This window comes from Streptomyces sp. Mut1, from assembly GCF_030719295.1.
Taxonomy (GTDB): Bacteria; Actinomycetota; Actinomycetes; order Streptomycetales; family Streptomycetaceae; genus Streptomyces; species Streptomyces castrisilvae.
The window spans coordinates 913,045-930,209 of the sequence record NZ_CP120997.1 but is presented as its reverse complement, the minus strand read 5'-3'; the positions used below and the strand labels follow the sequence as shown (position 1 = coordinate 930,209).

Here is a 17,165-nt window from a genome sequence, read left to right as displayed (position 1 = left end):
ACCCGTCTCCGGTCGTGCGGTGGCCGTTGCCTCCGCGGTGGTGGATATCCAGTCGGCTGTCACTGCGCCGATCGCGTTACTGCCAGCTGAACAGTGCGTCGCCGGCCGCCACTTCGCCGCTCTCCACGACGGCGCCGAGGGAATCGGCGGTCGCCTCCAGCGCCACGACCGGGCACACCGGCGACTTGCCGGCCGCCTCGACGGCGGCCGGGTTCCACCGGACGACGGCCTGGCCACGGGTGACGGTGTCGCCCTTGCTCACGAGCAGCTCGAAGCCCTCGCCGTTGAGCTGGACCGTGTCGATGCCGAGGTGCGTCAGCACACCGTGCCCGTCGCTGTCGACCACTACGAAAGCGTGCGGGTGCAGGGAGACGACGATCCCGTCGACGGGTGCGATGGCCTCGGAGGGCTCGCGCACGGGGTCGATGGCGGTACCGGGACCGACCATCGCCCCGGCGAAGACCGGGTCGGGTACGTCAGCGAGCCCGATGGCACGTCCGGTAAGAGGGGACGTCACAGTGGTCATGGGGGCCTCCCAGTGGAGCTTCGAAGGTGCCGCCGCGGCTTGATAGGAGGACGGCGTACTGCTCAGCAGACTAAGTCATAGGAAGTCCCGGTTCCGCCCGAGTCCTGACGGTTCGAGGACCTAGGGGCGCACCGGAAACGATTTGCCTCGACTCCCGGCAGCCTGTACTGTCGTACTCCTGCCTGGCCCCAACGCGACTTTGAGTCGGGGGTCGGCGGCGGCTATTGAGCCCAAACCCTAACCCGAAATCGGGCACCCGCATGTCTGCGGGGGGCCGGTCAGGGGGAGCGGAAAGGTTTGATACAGTCTGAATCGCCGGAAAGGGAAACGCGAAAGCGAAGAACTGGAAAGCGGAAAAGCACGGCCCGCTTCGACCGGGAATCGGACACGAAAGAGTCTGATAGAGTCGGAAACGCAAGACCGAAGGGAAGCGCCCGGAGGAAAGCCCCAGAAAATGTTCTGCGGTGAGTACAAAGGAAGCGTCCGTTCCTTGAGAACTCAACAGCGTGCCAAAAGTCAACGCCAGATATGTTGATACCCCGGCCTGCTTCGGTAGGTTGGTGGTTCCTTTGAAAAGTCCTACGAGGTCACTGACCTGGTAGGCAATTACACAGCGAGGACGCAGTGGACGACGGGTCTTATTCCGACCTTGTTGTTCCGCTCTCGTGATGTGTGGTCCCGATTACGGGAAAACATTCACGGAGAGTTTGATCCTGGCTCAGGACGAACGCTGGCGGCGTGCTTAACACATGCAAGTCGAACGATGAAGCCCTTCGGGGTGGATTAGTGGCGAACGGGTGAGTAACACGTGGGCAATCTGCCCTTCACTCTGGGACAAGCCCTGGAAACGGGGTCTAATACCGGATAATACTTTCCCTCTCCTGGGGGAAGGTTGAAAGCTCCGGCGGTGAAGGATGAGCCCGCGGCCTATCAGCTAGTTGGTGGGGTAATGGCCTACCAAGGCGACGACGGGTAGCCGGCCTGAGAGGGCGACCGGCCACACTGGGACTGAGACACGGCCCAGACTCCTACGGGAGGCAGCAGTGGGGAATATTGCACAATGGGCGAAAGCCTGATGCAGCGACGCCGCGTGAGGGATGACGGCCTTCGGGTTGTAAACCTCTTTCAGCAGGGAAGAAGCGAAAGTGACGGTACCTGCAGAAGAAGCGCCGGCTAACTACGTGCCAGCAGCCGCGGTAATACGTAGGGCGCAAGCGTTGTCCGGAATTATTGGGCGTAAAGAGCTCGTAGGCGGCTTGTTGCGTCGGTTGTGAAAGCCCGGGGCTTAACCCCGGGTCTGCAGTCGATACGGGCAGGCTAGAGTGTGGTAGGGGAGATCGGAATTCCTGGTGTAGCGGTGAAATGCGCAGATATCAGGAGGAACACCGGTGGCGAAGGCGGATCTCTGGGCCATTACTGACGCTGAGGAGCGAAAGCGTGGGGAGCGAACAGGATTAGATACCCTGGTAGTCCACGCCGTAAACGTTGGGAACTAGGTGTTGGCGACATTCCACGTCGTCGGTGCCGCAGCTAACGCATTAAGTTCCCCGCCTGGGGAGTACGGCCGCAAGGCTAAAACTCAAAGGAATTGACGGGGGCCCGCACAAGCAGCGGAGCATGTGGCTTAATTCGACGCAACGCGAAGAACCTTACCAAGGCTTGACATATACCGGAAAGCATCAGAGATGGTGCCCCCCTTGTGGTCGGTATACAGGTGGTGCATGGCTGTCGTCAGCTCGTGTCGTGAGATGTTGGGTTAAGTCCCGCAACGAGCGCAACCCTTGTTCTGTGTTGCCAGCATGCCCTTCGGGGTGATGGGGACTCACAGGAGACTGCCGGGGTCAACTCGGAGGAAGGTGGGGACGACGTCAAGTCATCATGCCCCTTATGTCTTGGGCTGCACACGTGCTACAATGGCCGGTACAATGAGCTGCGATGCCGCGAGGCGGAGCGAATCTCAAAAAGCCGGTCTCAGTTCGGATTGGGGTCTGCAACTCGACCCCATGAAGTCGGAGTTGCTAGTAATCGCAGATCAGCATTGCTGCGGTGAATACGTTCCCGGGCCTTGTACACACCGCCCGTCACGTCACGAAAGTCGGTAACACCCGAAGCCGGTGGCCCAACCCCTTGTGGGAGGGAGCTGTCGAAGGTGGGACTGGCGATTGGGACGAAGTCGTAACAAGGTAGCCGTACCGGAAGGTGCGGCTGGATCACCTCCTTTCTAAGGAGCATCTAGATTCCGCAAGGAATCCAGAGCCACAACGTCGGCAAATGTTCGACGGTGGTCAGCTCATGGGTGGAACGTTGACTATTCAGTATCCGGTGGCTCCATCGGGTCGTGAGTACTGCTCTTCGGGGCGTGGAAAACGAACCGGCGGGATTCCGGATACTGGGCACGCTGTTGGGTGTCTGAAGGTATGGCCGTAAGGCAGCCTTCAAACGCCGGCCCCAGTGCACTCGTTCGTAAGAACGGGGTGATGGGTGGCTGGTCGTTGCTTGAGAACTGCACAGTGGACGCGAGCATCTGTGGCCAAGTTTTTAAGGGCGCACGGTGGATGCCTTGGCACCAGGAACCGATGAAGGACGTGGGAGGCCACGATAGTCCCCGGGGAGTCGTCAACCAGACTTTGATCCGGGGGTTTCCGAATGGGGAAACCCGGCAGTCGTCATGGGCTGTCACCCGCTGCTGAACACATAGGCAGTGTGGAGGGAACGAGGGGAAGTGAAACATCTCAGTACCCTCAGGAAGAGAAAACAACCGTGATTCCGGGAGTAGTGGCGAGCGAAACTGGATCAGGCCAAACCGTTTACGTGTGATACCCGGCAGGGGTTGCGTGAGCGGGGTTGTGGGATCTCTTTTTCATAGTCTGCCGGCTGTGAGACGAGTCAGAAACCGTTGATGTAGGCGAAGGACATGCGAAAGGTCCGGCGTAGAGGGTAAGACCCCCGTAGCTGAAACATTGACGGCTCGTTTAAGAGACACCCAAGTAGCACGGGGCCCGAGAAATCCCGTGTGAATCTGGCGGGACCACCCGTTAAGCCTAAATATTCCCTGGTGACCGATAGCGGATAGTACCGTGAGGGAATGGTGAAAAGTACCGCGGGAGCGGAGTGAAATAGTACCTGAAACCGTGTGCCTACAAGCCGTGGGAGCGTCGCTGTATGTGCTTGCACATGCAGTCGTGACTGCGTGCCTTTTGAAGAATGAGCCTGCGAGTTTGCGGTGTGTTGCGAGGTTAACCCGTGTGGGGAAGCCGTAGCGAAAGCGAGTCCGAATAGGGCGGTTTAGTAGCGCGCTCAAGACCCGAAGCGGAGTGATCTAGCCATGGGCAGGTTGAAGCGGAGGTAAGACTTCGTGGAGGACCGAACCCACCAGGGTTGAAAACCTGGGGGATGACCTGTGGTTAGGGGTGAAAGGCCAATCAAACTCCGTGATAGCTGGTTCTCCCCGAAATGCATTTAGGTGCAGCGTCGTGTGTTTCTTGCCGGAGGTAGAGCACTGGATAGGCGATGGGCCCTACCGGGTTACTGACCTTAGCCAAACTCCGAATGCCGGTAAGTGAGAGCGCGGCAGTGAGACTGTGGGGGATAAGCTCCATGGTCGAGAGGGAAACAGCCCAGAGCATCGACTAAGGCCCCTAAGCGTACGCTAAGTGGGAAAGGATGTGGAGTCGCAGAGACAACCAGGAGGTTGGCTTAGAAGCAGCCACCCTTGAAAGAGTGCGTAATAGCTCACTGGTCAAGTGATTCCGCGCCGACAATGTAGCGGGGCTCAAGCGTACCGCCGAAGTCGTGTCATTCATACACATATCCTCAACGGGAGTATGGATGGGTAGGGGAGCGTCGTGTGCCGGGTGAAGCAGCCGCGGAAGCGAGTTGTGGACGGTTCACGAGTGAGAATGCAGGCATGAGTAGCGATACACACGTGAGAAACGTGTGCGCCGATTGACTAAGGGTTCCTGGGTCAAGCTGATCTGCCCAGGGTAAGTCGGGACCTAAGGCGAGGCCGACAGGCGTAGTCGATGGACAACCGGTTGATATTCCGGTACCCGCTTTGAAACGCCCAGTACTGAATCAGGCGATGCTAAGTCCGTGAAGCCGGCCCGATCTCTTCGGAGTTGAGGGTAGTGGTGGAGCCGATGAACCAGACTTGTAGTAGGTAAGCGATGGGGTGACGCAGGAAGGTAGTCCAGCCCGGGCGGTGGTTGTCCCGGGGTAAGGGTGTAGGCCGTGTGGTAGGTAAATCCGTCACACATTGAGGCTGAGACCTGATGCCGAGCCGATTGTGGTGAAGTGGATGATCCTATGCTGTCGAGAAAAGCCTCTAGCGAGTTTCATGGCGGCCCGTACCCTAAACCGACTCAGGTGGTCAGGTAGAGAATACCGAGGCGTTCGGGTGAACTATGGTTAAGGAACTCGGCAAAATGCCCCCGTAACTTCGGGAGAAGGGGGGCCATCACTGGTGAGGGAACTTGCTTCCTGAGCTGGGGGTGGCCGCAGAGACCAGCGAGAAGCGACTGTTTACTAAAAACACAGGTCCGTGCGAAGCCGTAAGGCGATGTATACGGACTGACGCCTGCCCGGTGCTGGAACGTTAAGGGGACCGGTTAGCTGCCTTTCGGGGTGGCGAAGCTGAGAACTTAAGCGCCAGTAAACGGCGGTGGTAACTATAACCATCCTAAGGTAGCGAAATTCCTTGTCGGGTAAGTTCCGACCTGCACGAATGGCGTAACGACTTCTCGACTGTCTCAACCATAGGCCCGGTGAAATTGCACTACGAGTAAAGATGCTCGTTTCGCGCAGCAGGACGGAAAGACCCCGGGACCTTTACTATAGTTTGATATTGGTGTTCGGTTCGGCTTGTGTAGGATAGGTGGGAGACTTTGAAGCGGCCACGCCAGTGGTTGTGGAGTCGCCGTTGAAATACCACTCTGGTCGTGCTGGATGTCTAACCTGGGTCCGTGATCCGGATCAGGGACAGTGTCTGATGGGTAGTTTAACTGGGGCGGTTGCCTCCTAAAGAGTAACGGAGGCGCCCAAAGGTTCCCTCAGCCTGGTTGGCAATCAGGTGTTGAGTGTAAGTGCACAAGGGAGCTTGACTGTGAGACCGACGGGTCGAGCAGGGACGAAAGTCGGGACTAGTGATCCGGCAGTGGCTTGTGGAAGCGCTGTCGCTCAACGGATAAAAGGTACCCCGGGGATAACAGGCTGATCTTCCCCAAGAGTCCATATCGACGGGATGGTTTGGCACCTCGATGTCGGCTCGTCGCATCCTGGGGCTGGAGTCGGTCCCAAGGGTTGGGCTGTTCGCCCATTAAAGCGGTACGCGAGCTGGGTTTAGAACGTCGTGAGACAGTTCGGTCCCTATCCGCTGTGCGCGTAGGAATATTGAGAAGGGCTGTCCCTAGTACGAGAGGACCGGGACGGACGAACCTCTGGTGTGCCAGTTGTCCTGCCAAGGGCATGGCTGGTTGGCTACGTTCGGAAAGGATAACCGCTGAAAGCATCTAAGCGGGAAGCCTGCTTCGAGATGAGTATTCCCACCAACTTGATTGGTTAAGGCTCCCAGTAGACGACTGGGTTGATAGGCCAGATGTGGAAGCCCGGTAACGGGTGGAGCTGACTGGTACTAATAGGCCGAGGGCTTGTCCTCAGTTGCTCGCGTCCACTGTGTTGGTTCTGAAATAACGAACTGCCGTGACTGTGTTTAATTAAACGCAGCGTCCGGTGTTGTTTATTTCATAGTGTTTCGGTGGTCATTGCGTTAGGGAAACGCCCGGTTACATTCCGAACCCGGAAGCTAAGCCTTTCAGCGCCGATGGTACTGCAGGGGGGACCCTGTGGGAGAGTAGGACGCCGCCGAACTCCTTTTAGGAAGAGCCCCGTGCCCTTGTGGCACGGGGCTCTTCTGCGTTTACGGCCCCCCTCGGTACCCCTGTGCACCCGCCTGACGGGGCTGAGGGTAGGGTCAGGGGGCATCATTGGCACGTTCTTGACACAGGAGGCCCCCGGGTGGAGGTCCAGGAGACCCGCGTGCAGACGGACCGGGTACTCACCATCCCCAACATCCTCAGCATGGCGCGCCTCGTCGGCGTACCTGTCTTCCTGTGGCTGATTCTCCGCCCCGAGTTCGGCGGGCCCAAGAGTGACGGCTGGGCATTGCTGGTCCTGATGTTCAGCGGCGTCAGCGACTACCTCGACGGCAAGCTCGCGCGCCGGTGGAACCAGATCAGCAGCCTCGGCCGGCTGCTCGACCCGGCCGCCGACCGTCTCTACATCCTTTCTACTCTCGTCGGGCTGACCTGGCGCGAGATCCTGCCCCTCTGGCTCACCGCCGCACTGCTTGCCCGCGAGCTGATGCTTCTCGTGATGGTGGGAATCCTGCGCCGTCACGGTTATCCGCCGCCCCAGGTGAACTTCCTGGGCAAGGCCGCCACGTTCAACCTCATGTACGCATTCCCCTTGTTGCTGCTCAGCGATGAAAGTGGTTGGCTGGCAGAGGTGGCCACCGTTTTCGGATGGGCGTTCGCAGGATGGGGTACAACGCTCTATTGGTGGGCAGGGATCCTCTACGTGGTTCAGGTCCGCCGACTCGTCAAGGCGGATGCAGTAGCCGATTGAGCTCGCTTCGTGTGTGCCGCGCAACGTCGCCGGCCCGCGGCTGATGTCACAGATGCTGCCCTGACGGGCGAAGTCGGCTCGACCGTCGTCTCTCAAGGAGGACGTTTCCGACATGAAGGCCGTCGTGATGGCTGGCGGCGAAGGCACTCGCCTTCGCCCCATGACCTCGAGCATGCCCAAGCCGCTCCTTCCCGTGGCCAACCGGCCGATCATGGAGCATGTGCTCCGACTGCTCAAACGGCACGGGCTCAATGAGACGGTCGTGACCGTCCAGTTCCTCGCCTCTTTGGTGAAGAACTATTTCGGAGACGGCGAAGAGCTCGGCATGGAGCTCAGCTACGCCAACGAGGAGAAGCCGCTCGGCACTGCGGGCAGCGTGAAGAATGCCGAAGAGGCGCTGAAGGACGACACCTTCCTCGTCATTTCCGGCGATGCGCTCACCGACTTCGACCTCACCGACCTCATCGCCTTTCACAAGGAAAAGGGCGGCCTGGTCACCGTCTGCCTCACGCGTGTTCCCAATCCTCTGGAATTCGGGATCACGATCGTGGACGAGGAGGGACAGGTCGAACGGTTCCTGGAAAAACCCACCTGGGGCCAGGTCTTCTCCGACACCGTCAACACGGGCATCTACGTCATGGAGCCCGAGGTCTTCAACTACGTCGAGGCCGACGTCTCCGTGGACTGGTCCGGAGACGTCTTCCCGCAGCTGATGAAGGAAGGCAAGCCCATCTACGGCTACGTCGCCGAGGGCTACTGGGAGGACGTCGGCACGCACGAGAGCTACGTGAAGGCCCAGGCCGACGTGCTGGAGCGCAAGGTCGACGTCGAGATCGACGGATTCGAGATCTCGCCCGGGGTCTGGGTGGCCGAAGGTGCGGACGTGCACCCCGACGCGGTGCTGCGGGGCCCGCTGTACATCGGCGACTACGCCAAGGTCGAGGCCGGCGTCGAGATCCGTGAGCACACGGTCATCGGGTCGAACGTCGTCGTGAAGAGCGGAGCCTTCCTGCACAAGGCCGTCGTCCACGACAACGTGTACATCGGAGACCACAGCAACCTGCGCGGCTGCGTGGTCGGCAAGAACACCGACATCATGCGAGCCTCCCGGATCGAGGACGGAGCCGTCATCGGTGACGAGTGCCTCGTCGGTGAGGAATCGATCATTCAGGGGAACGTGCGTGTCTACCCCTTCAAGACCATCGAGGCCGGTGCCTTCGTCAACACCTCGGTGATCTGGGAGTCCCGCGGACAGGCGCATCTCTTCGGGGCGCGCGGCGTCTCCGGAATCCTGAACGTCGAGATCACCCCGGAGCTTGCCGTCAGGCTGGCCGGCGCCTATGCGACGACCCTCAAGAAGGGCTCCACCGTCACCACGGCCCGGGACCACTCCCGGGGTGCCAGGGCCCTCAAACGGGCCGTGATCTCCGCCCTCCAGGCCAGTGCCATCGATGTCCGCGACCTGGAGAACGTACCGCTGCCCGTCGCGCGCCAGCAGACCGCGCGCGGAAGCGCCGGCGGAATCATGATCCGTACGTCCCAGGGCGTGCCCGACTCCGTCGACATCATGTTCTTCGACGAACGCGGCGCCGACCTCTCGCAGGCACGGCAGCGGAAGCTGGACCGGGTCTATGCCAGGCAGGAGTATCGGCGTGCCTTCCCGGGCGAGATCGGGGACATCTACTTCCCGTCCAGCGTCTTCGACTCGTACACCGGCGCACTCCTGCGGAACGTGGACACGACGGGGGTGGCGGACGCCCAGCTCAAGGTCGTTGTCGACGCCTCCAACGGCAGCGCCGGACTCGTGCTGCCGAGCCTCCTGGGACGGCTGGGCGTGGACGCGCTCACCATCAACCCCGGCCTGGACGAATCACGCCCCACCGAGTCGGCCGAGACCCGGCGTAACGGGCTCGTGCGCCTGGGGGAGATCGTCTCCTCGGCGCGGGCGGCCTTCGGCGTCCGGTTCGACCCCGTGGGCGAACGGCTCTCGCTGGTCGACGAGCGGGGCCGGATCGTGGAGGACGACCGGGCCCTGCTGGTCATGCTGGATCTCGTCGCCGCCGAGCGGCGCAGCGGACGGGTGGCGCTGCCGGTGACCACCACCAGGGTCGCCGAGCAGGTCGCCGCGTACCACGGAACCCAGGTCGAATGGACGACGACGTCGCCCGACGACCTGACCCGGGTGGGGCGTGAAGAAGGCACCATCTTCGGTGGAGACGGCCGCGGCGGCTTCATCGTTCCCGAATTCAGCAGCGTCTTCGACGGGACGGCCGCCTTCGTGCGGCTCATCGGGCTGGTGGCGCGCACTCAGCTCACGCTCAGCCAGATCGACGCCCGCATCCCGCACGCCCACGTCCTGCGCCGTGACCTCGCGACGCCATGGGCCGTGAAGGGCCTGGTGATGCGGCGGGTCGTCGAGGCCGCAGGGGACCGCGACGTCGATACGACGGACGGCGTACGGGTCGTGGAGGCGGACGGGCGCTGGGTGATGGTCCTGCCGGACAGGGCCGAAGCGGTCACCCACCTCTGGGCGGAAGGCCCCGACGACGAGTCGGCACAGGCGCTGCTCGACGAGTGGGCGGCGGTCGTCGACAGCGCGGGCGACTGAGGTCCGGCCCCCGGGACGGGTGAGCGGGCAGTCGGCCGGCACCGGCTGCCCGCTCCCGTGCCGGGCGGGCCATCGGTGGGGCCATTCGGCGTATGCCGCCGCGACATGCGACGATGTGCGGCATGTCGCAGCAGCCACCCGGTCGGAGCACGGCCCCGTCGCCCAAGCGCCCCGACGCGTCCATGCTGCTGCTGACCAACGTGATGGAGCACAGCCTCGACGACGGCTACGCCGAAGCGTCGGCCAGGCGCGCGGCCGAGGGGCAGGCGGGCATGCCCCGTACGCTCAAGGCGAAGCTCGGGTTCGCCGCGTGTCTGGTCCTGGCCGCCCTGGTTGTCACGCTCGGCGCCGCCCAGGCGCGGGTCGCGGCTCCGGTGCTGGCCAAGGAGCGCCAGGAACTCATCGACCGGATCGACGCGGAGACCGCGGCGGCCGACACCCTCGCCTCGCAGGTGGAGGAAGTCCGCGACGACGTGAGTGAACGCCAGCGCAAGGCCCTGCAGGAGCACGGGGGTGACCAGGGCGAGCTGGTGGCACTGCTCTCCGGGGCAACGCCCGTGCGCGGCCCGGGGGTCAAGGTCGTCGTCGACGACGCCGAGGACACCGCGCAGGGTGGCGGCGGCGCACGTGAGACCAGTAGCTTCTCCGACACAGGGCGGGTCAGGGACCGGGACATGCAGCGGGTCGTCAACGGGCTGTGGCAGTCGGGTGCCGAGGCCATCGCCATCAACGGGCAGCGGCTGACGGCCCTGTCGGCGATCCGGGCCGCGGGCGACGCCATACTGGTCGACAACAGACCGCTCGTGCCCCCGTACACGGTGCTCGCGGTGGGGGACGGCAAGAAGCTGGGCGCGGCCTTCCGGGACAGCGCCGACGGCCAGTACCTGCAGTCGCTGAAGGACACCTTCGACATCAGGACCAGCATCTCCGTCCAGGAGAAGGTGGACCTTCCGGCCGCCCCGAGCCTGATCGTACGGACAGCAGAGCCATACAAGGCTGCAGACACAGGGAAGGGCACATCGTGATCGCCGTACTGGGCCTCGTCGTGGGAGTCGTGGTCGGACTGTTGGTCCGGCCCGAAGTGCCGGCGGTCGTCGAGCCCTATCTCCCGATCGCCGTCGTCGCCGCACTCGACGCGGTCTTCGGCGGTCTGCGGGCCATGCTCGACGGCATCTTCGTCGACAAGGTCTTCGTGGTCTCGTTCCTCTCCAACGTCGTCGTGGCGGCCCTCATCGTCTTCCTGGGCGACAAACTGGGTGTCGGGGCGCAGCTCTCCACAGGTGTGGTGGTCGTGCTCGGCATCCGGATCTTCTCCAACGCCGCGGCCATCCGCCGGCACGTCTTCCGGGCCTGATGCCGATGAGCAACGACGCCCTCAACGACGGCGGCGAGCAGCCCGGCGAGCAGCAGGCGAACTCCTCCCGGGAGCTCACCGGGCGCCAGCGGCTGGTGGCCGGCATCTGGCCGCCCCGGGTCACCCGCGCCCAACTCGTCGTCGCCCTGCTGCTGTTCGTCCTCGGCCTCGGGCTCGCCATCCAAGTGCGGTCCAACAGCGACAACAGCGCCCTGCGTGGTGCCCGCCAGGAGGACCTGGTACGCATCCTGGACGAGGTGGACGAGCGCACGCAGCGGCTGGAGGACGAGAAGCAGCGCCTGGACGACCAGCGCACCGAACTGGAGAACAGCTCGGACCAGGCCGAGGAGGCCCGGAAGCAGACGGTCGAGAAGGAGCGGCAACTCGGCGTGCTCGCGGGTACCGTGGCCGCGCACGGCCCGGGTATCACCGTGACGGTCAACGACCCCGGTGGAGCCGTGCGGCCGGACATGCTCCTCGACGCCCTTCAGGAGCTGAGGGCGGCCGGTGCCGAGGCGGTCGAGGTCAACGGCGTACGCGTCGTGGCCAATACGTACTTCTCCGGCGACGGAGGTGCCGTCAAGGTCGACGGCCGTAAGATCTCCGCCCCGTACGTCTTCAAGGTCATCGGCAAGCCGCAGGATCTGGAACCGGCGCTCAACATCCCCGGAGGTGTGGTGCAGACGCTGGAGAAGGAGCAGGCCACCGTGCATGTGGCGCGGGCCGACGACATTGTCGTGGACGCCTTGCGACCGGCGGAGCGGCCTGACTACGCTCGGTCGTCGGGCCAGTGAGCCCCGGGAGCCCCGGCGCCGGGGGACACGAGCGGAAGGTTGCGGGGGGTCGCCGCATCGTAATCGTGGCGCGTGGTGGAAACTGTCGAGTGGATACGGACGTTGTGAAGATGTCCGGGTCGGCAGGTGTGTTCATTCAGGGTTCGTCCTGCCCCACGGGCGGGTCTGTTTCGGTCAAGGGGAATCGCCCGTGAAGTTGTTTGGGAAGTTGTTCGGCAAGAGCGCACGCGACGAGGCCGCACGGCATCGCGCGCCGCGCCATGGTCAGCCCGACGAGCAGGGTGCTGAGCGCCCGCTCTTCCGCGACCAGGTGGCGGGCCAGGGGGGTGACCACCCGGGCGGTTCCGGCGCGTCGTCCGTTGACCCTGCCGGTCCCGGCCGCATAGGTTTCGGAGCCCCGAGCCAGGAGGCTTCGTCCATGCCGGTCTGTACGAGGTGCGGGCACCGCAACGCCGAGGCCAGCCGTTTCTGCTCCAACTGCGGTGCGCCGCTGAGGGGCGGGGTCCCCGAGCGTGCCTCGGAGACGACGTCGACCATCTCCATCTCGGGGCTGGAGGCCTACGAGGCGGAGGCGACCGGCCAGACCGCCGTACCGTCGCTCTCGCCCGAGGCACAGGCGGCCGTCGACGCCCTGCCGCTCGGTTCGGCGCTCCTGGTGGTGCGGCGCGGCCCGAATTCCGGCAGCCGTTTCCTGCTGGACGGTGACCTGACGACGGCCGGCCGGCACCCGCAGAGCGACATCTTCCTCGACGATGTGACGGTCTCGCGCCGCCATGTGGAGTTCCGCCGCAATGCCGACGGCAGCTTCACGGTCGGGGATGTCGGCAGCCTCAACGGCACCTACGTCAACCGCGAGCGGATCGACTCCGTCGCCCTGTCCAACGGCGACGAGGTGCAGATCGGCAAGTACCGGCTGGTCTTCTACGCGAGCCAGCGCGGCATCTGACCCGCCCCCGGACCCCGTCCGGGGGGACCCCTCAGGAAGGTCCATGCTGAGAACACCGAGTGGCGGTGCCGGCAACGGCACCGCCGCCGACGACCGGCCGATGAGCATCGGCACGGTGCTCCTGCACCTGCGGGAGGAGTTTCCCGAGGTCACCATCTCCAAGATCCGCTTCCTGGAGGCCGAGGGGCTCGTCGAGCCGCAGCGGACCCCTTCGGGCTACCGGAAGTTCAGCCCCGCCGATGTCGGGCGGCTCGCCCAGGTGCTGCGGATGCAGCGGGACCACTACCTCCCGCTCAAGGTCATCCGCGAGCATCTGGACGCCCTCGCCCGGGGCGAACGGGTGGTCCTGCCGTCCCCGGACGGGGAGCGGCAGGACGCGGCGGACGGCGACTGGACGGGCGGCCCGGGGCGGGCCACGGCCGCTCGCATCGGCCGCGACGAGCTGCTCGTCGCCGCCGAGGTCACCGAGAGCGATCTCGACGCCTGGGAGTCCTACGGCCTTGTCGCACCGACGCCGGATGGCGGCTACGAGGCAGAGATGGTGACCGTCGCCAGGCTTGTGGCGGATCTGGGGCGATTCGGTCTGGAACCTCGTCACCTGAGGCCCATGCGGGCGGCCGCCGACCGGGAGGCGGGACTCATCGAGCAGGTCGTCGCGCCGCTGCGCCGGCACCGGAATCCGCAGACCAGAGCGCATGCCGAGGCCACCACCAAGGAGCTGGCGGAGCTCTCCGTACGGCTGCATTCCGCGCTCGTCCAGAGTGCTCTGCAGGTGCGGTTCAACTGATGCCGGCCGAGCCCGACTACCCAAACCTGCCGGGCACGTCCTAGGGTTGCTGTGTGAACGAGCTCGACGTTGTGGGTGTCCGGGTGGAAATGCCCTCCAACCAACCGATCGTGCTCCTGCGTGAAGTGGGAGGCGACCGGTACCTCCCCATTTGGATCGGTCCTGGTGAGGCGACCGCGATCGCCTTCGCTCAGCAGGGCATGGCTCCGGCCAGGCCGCTGACCCATGATCTCTTCAAGGATGTGCTTGAGGCCGTGGGCCAGGAGCTCACCGAGGTCCGCATCACGGACCTGCGCGAAGGGGTTTTCTACGCGGAGCTGGTCTTCGCCAGCGGCGTCGAGGTGAGCGCGCGTCCCTCGGACGCCATAGCGCTCGCCCTGCGCACCGGCACGCCGATCTACGGCAGTGACGGGGTGCTCGACGACGCGGGGATCGCGATCCCCGACGAGCAGGAGGACGAGGTGGAGAAGTTCCGCGAGTTCCTCGACCAGATCTCTCCGGAGGACTTCGGCACGAACAACAGCCAGTGACGTCCCCGGGGGCCGCCCGCCGGTACATCCGGAGAGCCTTTCCCCGCCGAGGGTCACGCGAAACCACCCTCAGGGTGATTATCACTCGGCGTGCCGAGTGTGGCGATCGTTGACGCACCCCGGGTGACTGCCTACCTTCGAGTGGGCAGGTCAAGGAGGGAGGTCGGCGTGAGAAGCAGCGGCGACGGTACGGCGGCGGGTGCGCCGTATCCGCAGCAGGGGAGTACAGCCGACCGCACCATGAGGCAGTCGGCAGTGCCGGCTGCGGTGGCAGGGGGCGGCGTGGCATCGGCCGACGACATCGGCTATCGCGGGCCGACGGCGTGCGCGGCGGCGGGGATCACTTATCGGCAGCTCGACTACTGGGCCCGTACCGGCCTGGTCGAGCCGAGCGTCCGCCCGGCGTACGGATCGGGCACACAGCGGCTCTACAGCTTCCGGGACGTCGTCCTGCTGAAGATCGTGAAGCGCTTCCTGGACACCGGTGTGGCACTCCAGAACATCCGCACCACGGTCCAGCACCTGCGGGCCCGCGGTTTCCAGGATCTGGAGCGCATGACGCTGATGAGCGACGGGGCGACGGTCTACGAGTGCTCCTCGCCCGCCGAGGTCGTGGACCTGCTCCAGGGGGGCCAGGGCGTCTTCGGCATCGCGGTCGGGGTGGTGTGGCGGGACGTGGACGCCGCGCTGTCGCAGCTGCACGGGGAGCGTGTGGACACCGGGGAGACCCTCATCGGGCACAACCCCACCGACGAGCTCGCGCGGCGCCGGAACCGGGCCGTCTGAGGCGCTGAGCGCCCGGCCCGGGGAGGTAATCGCGGGCCGGCGGGCCGTGGTGGCGCGGCGATTGTCAGTGCCGTAGGGCAGCATCGGCTGGTGTGAGAGCCGCGCCGACCATCCTGCACCTGGACATGGATGCCTTCTACGCCTCGGCGGAGCAGGCGGCGAAGCCGAGCCTGCGCGGCAAGCCGGTCGTGGTGGGCGGGCTCGGCCCCCGCGGGGTCGTCGCGACCGCCTCGTACGAGGCACGGCGGTTCGGGGTGCACTCGGCCATGCCGATGGCGCAGGCCAGACGGCTCGCGCCGAACGCCGCCTATCTGGTGCCGCGCTTCGCGTTGTACCGGTCCGTGAGCGACCAGGTCATGGAGCTGCTGGGCCGGCTCTCACCGCTGGTGGAGCCGCTCAGCCTGGACGAGGCCTTCGTGGACCTGGAAGCGGGCGGTACGGCCGACGACACCGCCTCGGCTCTGGAGATCGGGCGGCAGCTGCGCGAGGCGATCGAGGCCGTCACCGGACTGAGCGGTTCCGTGGGGCTGGCAGGCTCCAAGATGCTCGCCAAGATCGCCTCCGAGGAGGCGAAGCCCGACGGGATACGGGTGATCGAGCCCGGCACCGAGCGGGAACTGCTCGCGCCCATGCCGGTGCGTACGCTGCCGGGCGTCGGGCCCGCCACTGCGGACCATCTGCGCCGCGCCGGCATGACCACGGTGAACGATCTGGCCGAGGCGGGCGAGGCGGAGCTCGTACGGCTGCTGGGCAAGGCGCACGGCGGCTCCCTGCACCGGATGGCGTTCGGTTACGACGACCGGCCGGTGGTGTCCGAGCGCGACGCGAAATCGGTGTCGGTCGAGGACACCTTCGACATCGATCTGCACGACCGGGTCCGGGTGCGCACCGAGGTCGAGCGGCTGGCCGGCCGGTGCGTCCAGCGGCTGAGGGCCGCCGAGCGGTCGGGGCGCACGGTGGTGCTGAAGGTGCGCAGGTACGACTTCTCCACCCTGACCCGCTCGGAGACGCTGCGCGGGCCCACCGACGACCCCGCCGTGGTGCGGGAGGCCGCCGCACGGCTTCTGGAGGCCGTGGACACCACAGGGGGCGTACGGCTGCTCGGCGTCGGTGTCACCGGGCTCGCCGACTTCACCCAGGAGGACCTGTTCGCCCAGGCCGCGGGCGAGCGGGCCGAGGCCGGCCTCGCGGACGGGGCGGAGGAGGGGGCTCAGGCCACAGAGGAGGGTCAGGGGCGGGCGGACGCCGAGCCGGGACCGGAGAGCGCCGAGCAGCTCGCCGCGCGGCGCTGGCCGGCCGGACACGACGTACGGCACGACACCCATGGGCACGGCTGGGTGCAGGGGAGCGGGGTCGGCCGGGTGACCGTGCGGTTCGAGGAACCGGGATCGGAGCCCGGCCGGGTGCGTACGTTCCGGATCGACGATCCCGCGCTGCGGCCGGCCGAGCCGCTGCCGCTGGTGCGGGAGCCGCCGGACTACTCCTCCTGGCCGGCCAGCCTGCCGAAGTCGCGGTCCGGGGGCGGGGCGCCCGGGGCGGAGTCCAGACCGTAGTGCCGGTAGAGCTGGAGTTCCTGCTCGGGGGAGAGGTGCCGGCCCACCCCGAAGTCGGGTGCGTCCTTGATCAGCGAACGTTCGAAGGGGACCCGCAGGGTGTCCCCGACGCATTCGCTGGGCTCCAGCGGGACGAACGCGTCCCGGCTGAACAGACCGGTGCGTACGGCTGCCCACTCGGGCACTCCGGTCGCGTCGTCGAGGTACACCTCGTCCACGGTCCCGATCTTGGTGCCGTTGCGGTCGAAGGCCTTGCGGCCGATCAGACTGCGCGGGTCGATGTCGGTCTGCACGGTCCCTCCCACTGGTTGCGGCTGTCCACAGGGACTACAGAAATGCAGTTCCGTGGTGTTGGCCACTTGAGAATTCTCGTCGTGTACCCCGCTGGTAGGGTGGTTATGGCTGCTGACCCCGTGCGGGAGAGTCCTCCGGAGTCGATCCGGAGGCGCCGAAGGAGCAAATCCTCCCCGGAATCTCTCAGGCCCCCGTACCGCACGGACGAGGTCACTCTGGAAAGCAGGGCGGGTTGCGCGCGGCCGAGGGCCGGGTGGGGCCTCTCCCTCACCGACGGTGAAAGCCGGCGCCCATGGTGCCGGTGAAGCTCTCAGGTTGAGATGACAGAGGGGGAGGCCGTTCGGGCACCCCGCGCCGTGGTGCCCC

General features: G+C 65.2%; 12 protein-coding genes, 3 rRNA genes and 1 riboswitch. Of the genes, 13 read left to right on the top strand and 2 right to left on the bottom strand.

All coding sequences use genetic code 11. The features are described 5' to 3' along the window. Positions 1-76: 76 nt before the first annotated feature. Positions 77-526 (bottom strand): PTS sugar transporter subunit IIA, encoded by a 450-nt coding sequence (locus P8A18_RS03725; RefSeq protein WP_306051811.1) that lies wholly within the window; start codon positions 524-526, stop codon positions 77-79. 695 nt (positions 527-1,221) lie between these two features. Between P8A18_RS03725 and P8A18_RS03720 the strand changes: the two genes are divergently transcribed. The 13 genes from P8A18_RS03720 (at position 1,222) to P8A18_RS03660 (ending at position 16,505) form a co-directional block, all read left to right on the top strand. Beyond that, positions 1,222-2,747, top strand: a 16S ribosomal RNA gene (locus tag P8A18_RS03720). A gap of 307 nt (positions 2,748-3,054) precedes the next feature. Continuing rightward, positions 3,055-6,179, top strand: a 23S ribosomal RNA gene (locus tag P8A18_RS03715). A gap of 95 nt (positions 6,180-6,274) precedes the next feature. Then, a 5S ribosomal RNA gene (gene rrf, locus P8A18_RS03710) occupies positions 6,275-6,391 on the top strand. Together the 16S, 23S and 5S rRNA genes form the textbook arrangement of a ribosomal RNA operon. A gap of 147 nt (positions 6,392-6,538) precedes the next feature. After that, positions 6,539-7,147 (top strand): cardiolipin synthase ClsA, encoded by a 609-nt coding sequence (gene clsA, locus P8A18_RS03705; protein WP_306051810.1) that lies wholly within the window; start codon positions 6,539-6,541, stop codon positions 7,145-7,147. A 112-nt stretch (positions 7,148-7,259) separates the two neighbouring features. Further along, positions 7,260-9,755 carry a mannose-1-phosphate guanyltransferase gene (locus tag P8A18_RS03700; protein WP_018555061.1) on the top strand — a complete coding sequence of 832 codons (2,496 nt, stop codon included), beginning with the start codon at positions 7,260-7,262 and terminating at the stop codon, positions 9,753-9,755. A gap of 122 nt (positions 9,756-9,877) precedes the next feature. After that, complete coding sequence (locus P8A18_RS03695; RefSeq protein ID WP_306051808.1) at positions 9,878-10,780, top strand: DUF881 domain-containing protein; 903 nt, start codon at positions 9,878-9,880, stop codon at positions 10,778-10,780. Beyond that, entirely contained in the window at positions 10,777-11,109 is a 333-nt protein-coding gene (locus P8A18_RS03690; protein ID WP_003970459.1) for a small basic family protein, read from the top strand. The genes P8A18_RS03695 and P8A18_RS03690 overlap by 4 nt, the downstream gene beginning before the upstream one ends. A 5-nt stretch (positions 11,110-11,114) precedes the next feature. Further along, entirely contained in the window at positions 11,115-11,903 is a 789-nt protein-coding gene (locus P8A18_RS03685) for a DUF881 domain-containing protein (protein ID WP_306051786.1), read from the top strand. A gap of 82 nt (positions 11,904-11,985) precedes the next feature. After that, on the top strand, positions 11,986-12,849 hold the full coding sequence (locus P8A18_RS03680; protein ID WP_199783868.1) for an FHA domain-containing protein: 864 nt from the start codon (positions 11,986-11,988) through the stop codon (positions 12,847-12,849). A 43-nt stretch (positions 12,850-12,892) separates the two neighbouring features. Then, positions 12,893-13,636, top strand: coding sequence for a transcriptional regulator FtsR (gene ftsR, locus P8A18_RS03675; RefSeq protein ID WP_306051784.1), 744 nt, complete (start codon positions 12,893-12,895; stop codon positions 13,634-13,636). Between the two features lie 53 nt (positions 13,637-13,689). Next, positions 13,690-14,166, top strand: coding sequence for a bifunctional nuclease family protein (locus P8A18_RS03670; RefSeq protein WP_003946924.1), 477 nt, complete (start codon positions 13,690-13,692; stop codon positions 14,164-14,166). 168 nt (positions 14,167-14,334) lie between these two features. Next, positions 14,335-14,952: a MerR family transcriptional regulator gene (locus P8A18_RS03665; protein ID WP_306051763.1), complete on the top strand. Its 618-nt coding sequence runs from the start codon at positions 14,335-14,337 to the stop codon at positions 14,950-14,952. Positions 14,953-15,044: 92 nt separating this feature from the next. Continuing rightward, positions 15,045-16,505, top strand: a complete 1,461-nt coding sequence (locus P8A18_RS03660; protein WP_306051761.1) for a DNA polymerase IV — start codon at positions 15,045-15,047, stop codon at positions 16,503-16,505. Here P8A18_RS03660 and P8A18_RS03655 read toward each other — a convergent pair. Then, positions 16,430-16,798, bottom strand: coding sequence for a PRC-barrel domain-containing protein (locus P8A18_RS03655; protein WP_306051759.1), 369 nt, complete (start codon positions 16,796-16,798; stop codon positions 16,430-16,432). The genes P8A18_RS03660 and P8A18_RS03655 overlap by 76 nt on opposite strands. 113 nt (positions 16,799-16,911) lie before the next feature. Further along, a riboswitch (glycine riboswitch) is annotated at positions 16,912-17,008 on the top strand. Positions 17,009-17,165 lie beyond the last annotated feature (157 nt).

What these genes read in the sequence shown, in the direction of transcription:
- ftsR (WP_306051784.1), top strand. Translation starts at nt 12,893, where the DNA reads ATGCTGAGAACACCGAGTGGCGGTGCCGGCAACGGCACCGCCGCCGAC.
- P8A18_RS03700 (WP_018555061.1), top strand. Translation starts at nt 7,260, where the DNA reads ATGAAGGCCGTCGTGATGGCTGGCGGCGAAGGCACTCGCCTTCGCCCC.
- P8A18_RS03725 (WP_306051811.1), bottom strand. Translation starts at nt 526, where the DNA reads ATGACCACTGTGACGTCCCCTCTTACCGGACGTGCCATCGGGCTCGCT.
- P8A18_RS03695 (WP_306051808.1), top strand. Translation starts at nt 9,878, where the DNA reads ATGTCGCAGCAGCCACCCGGTCGGAGCACGGCCCCGTCGCCCAAGCGC.
- P8A18_RS03685 (WP_306051786.1), top strand. Translation starts at nt 11,115, where the DNA reads ATGAGCAACGACGCCCTCAACGACGGCGGCGAGCAGCCCGGCGAGCAG.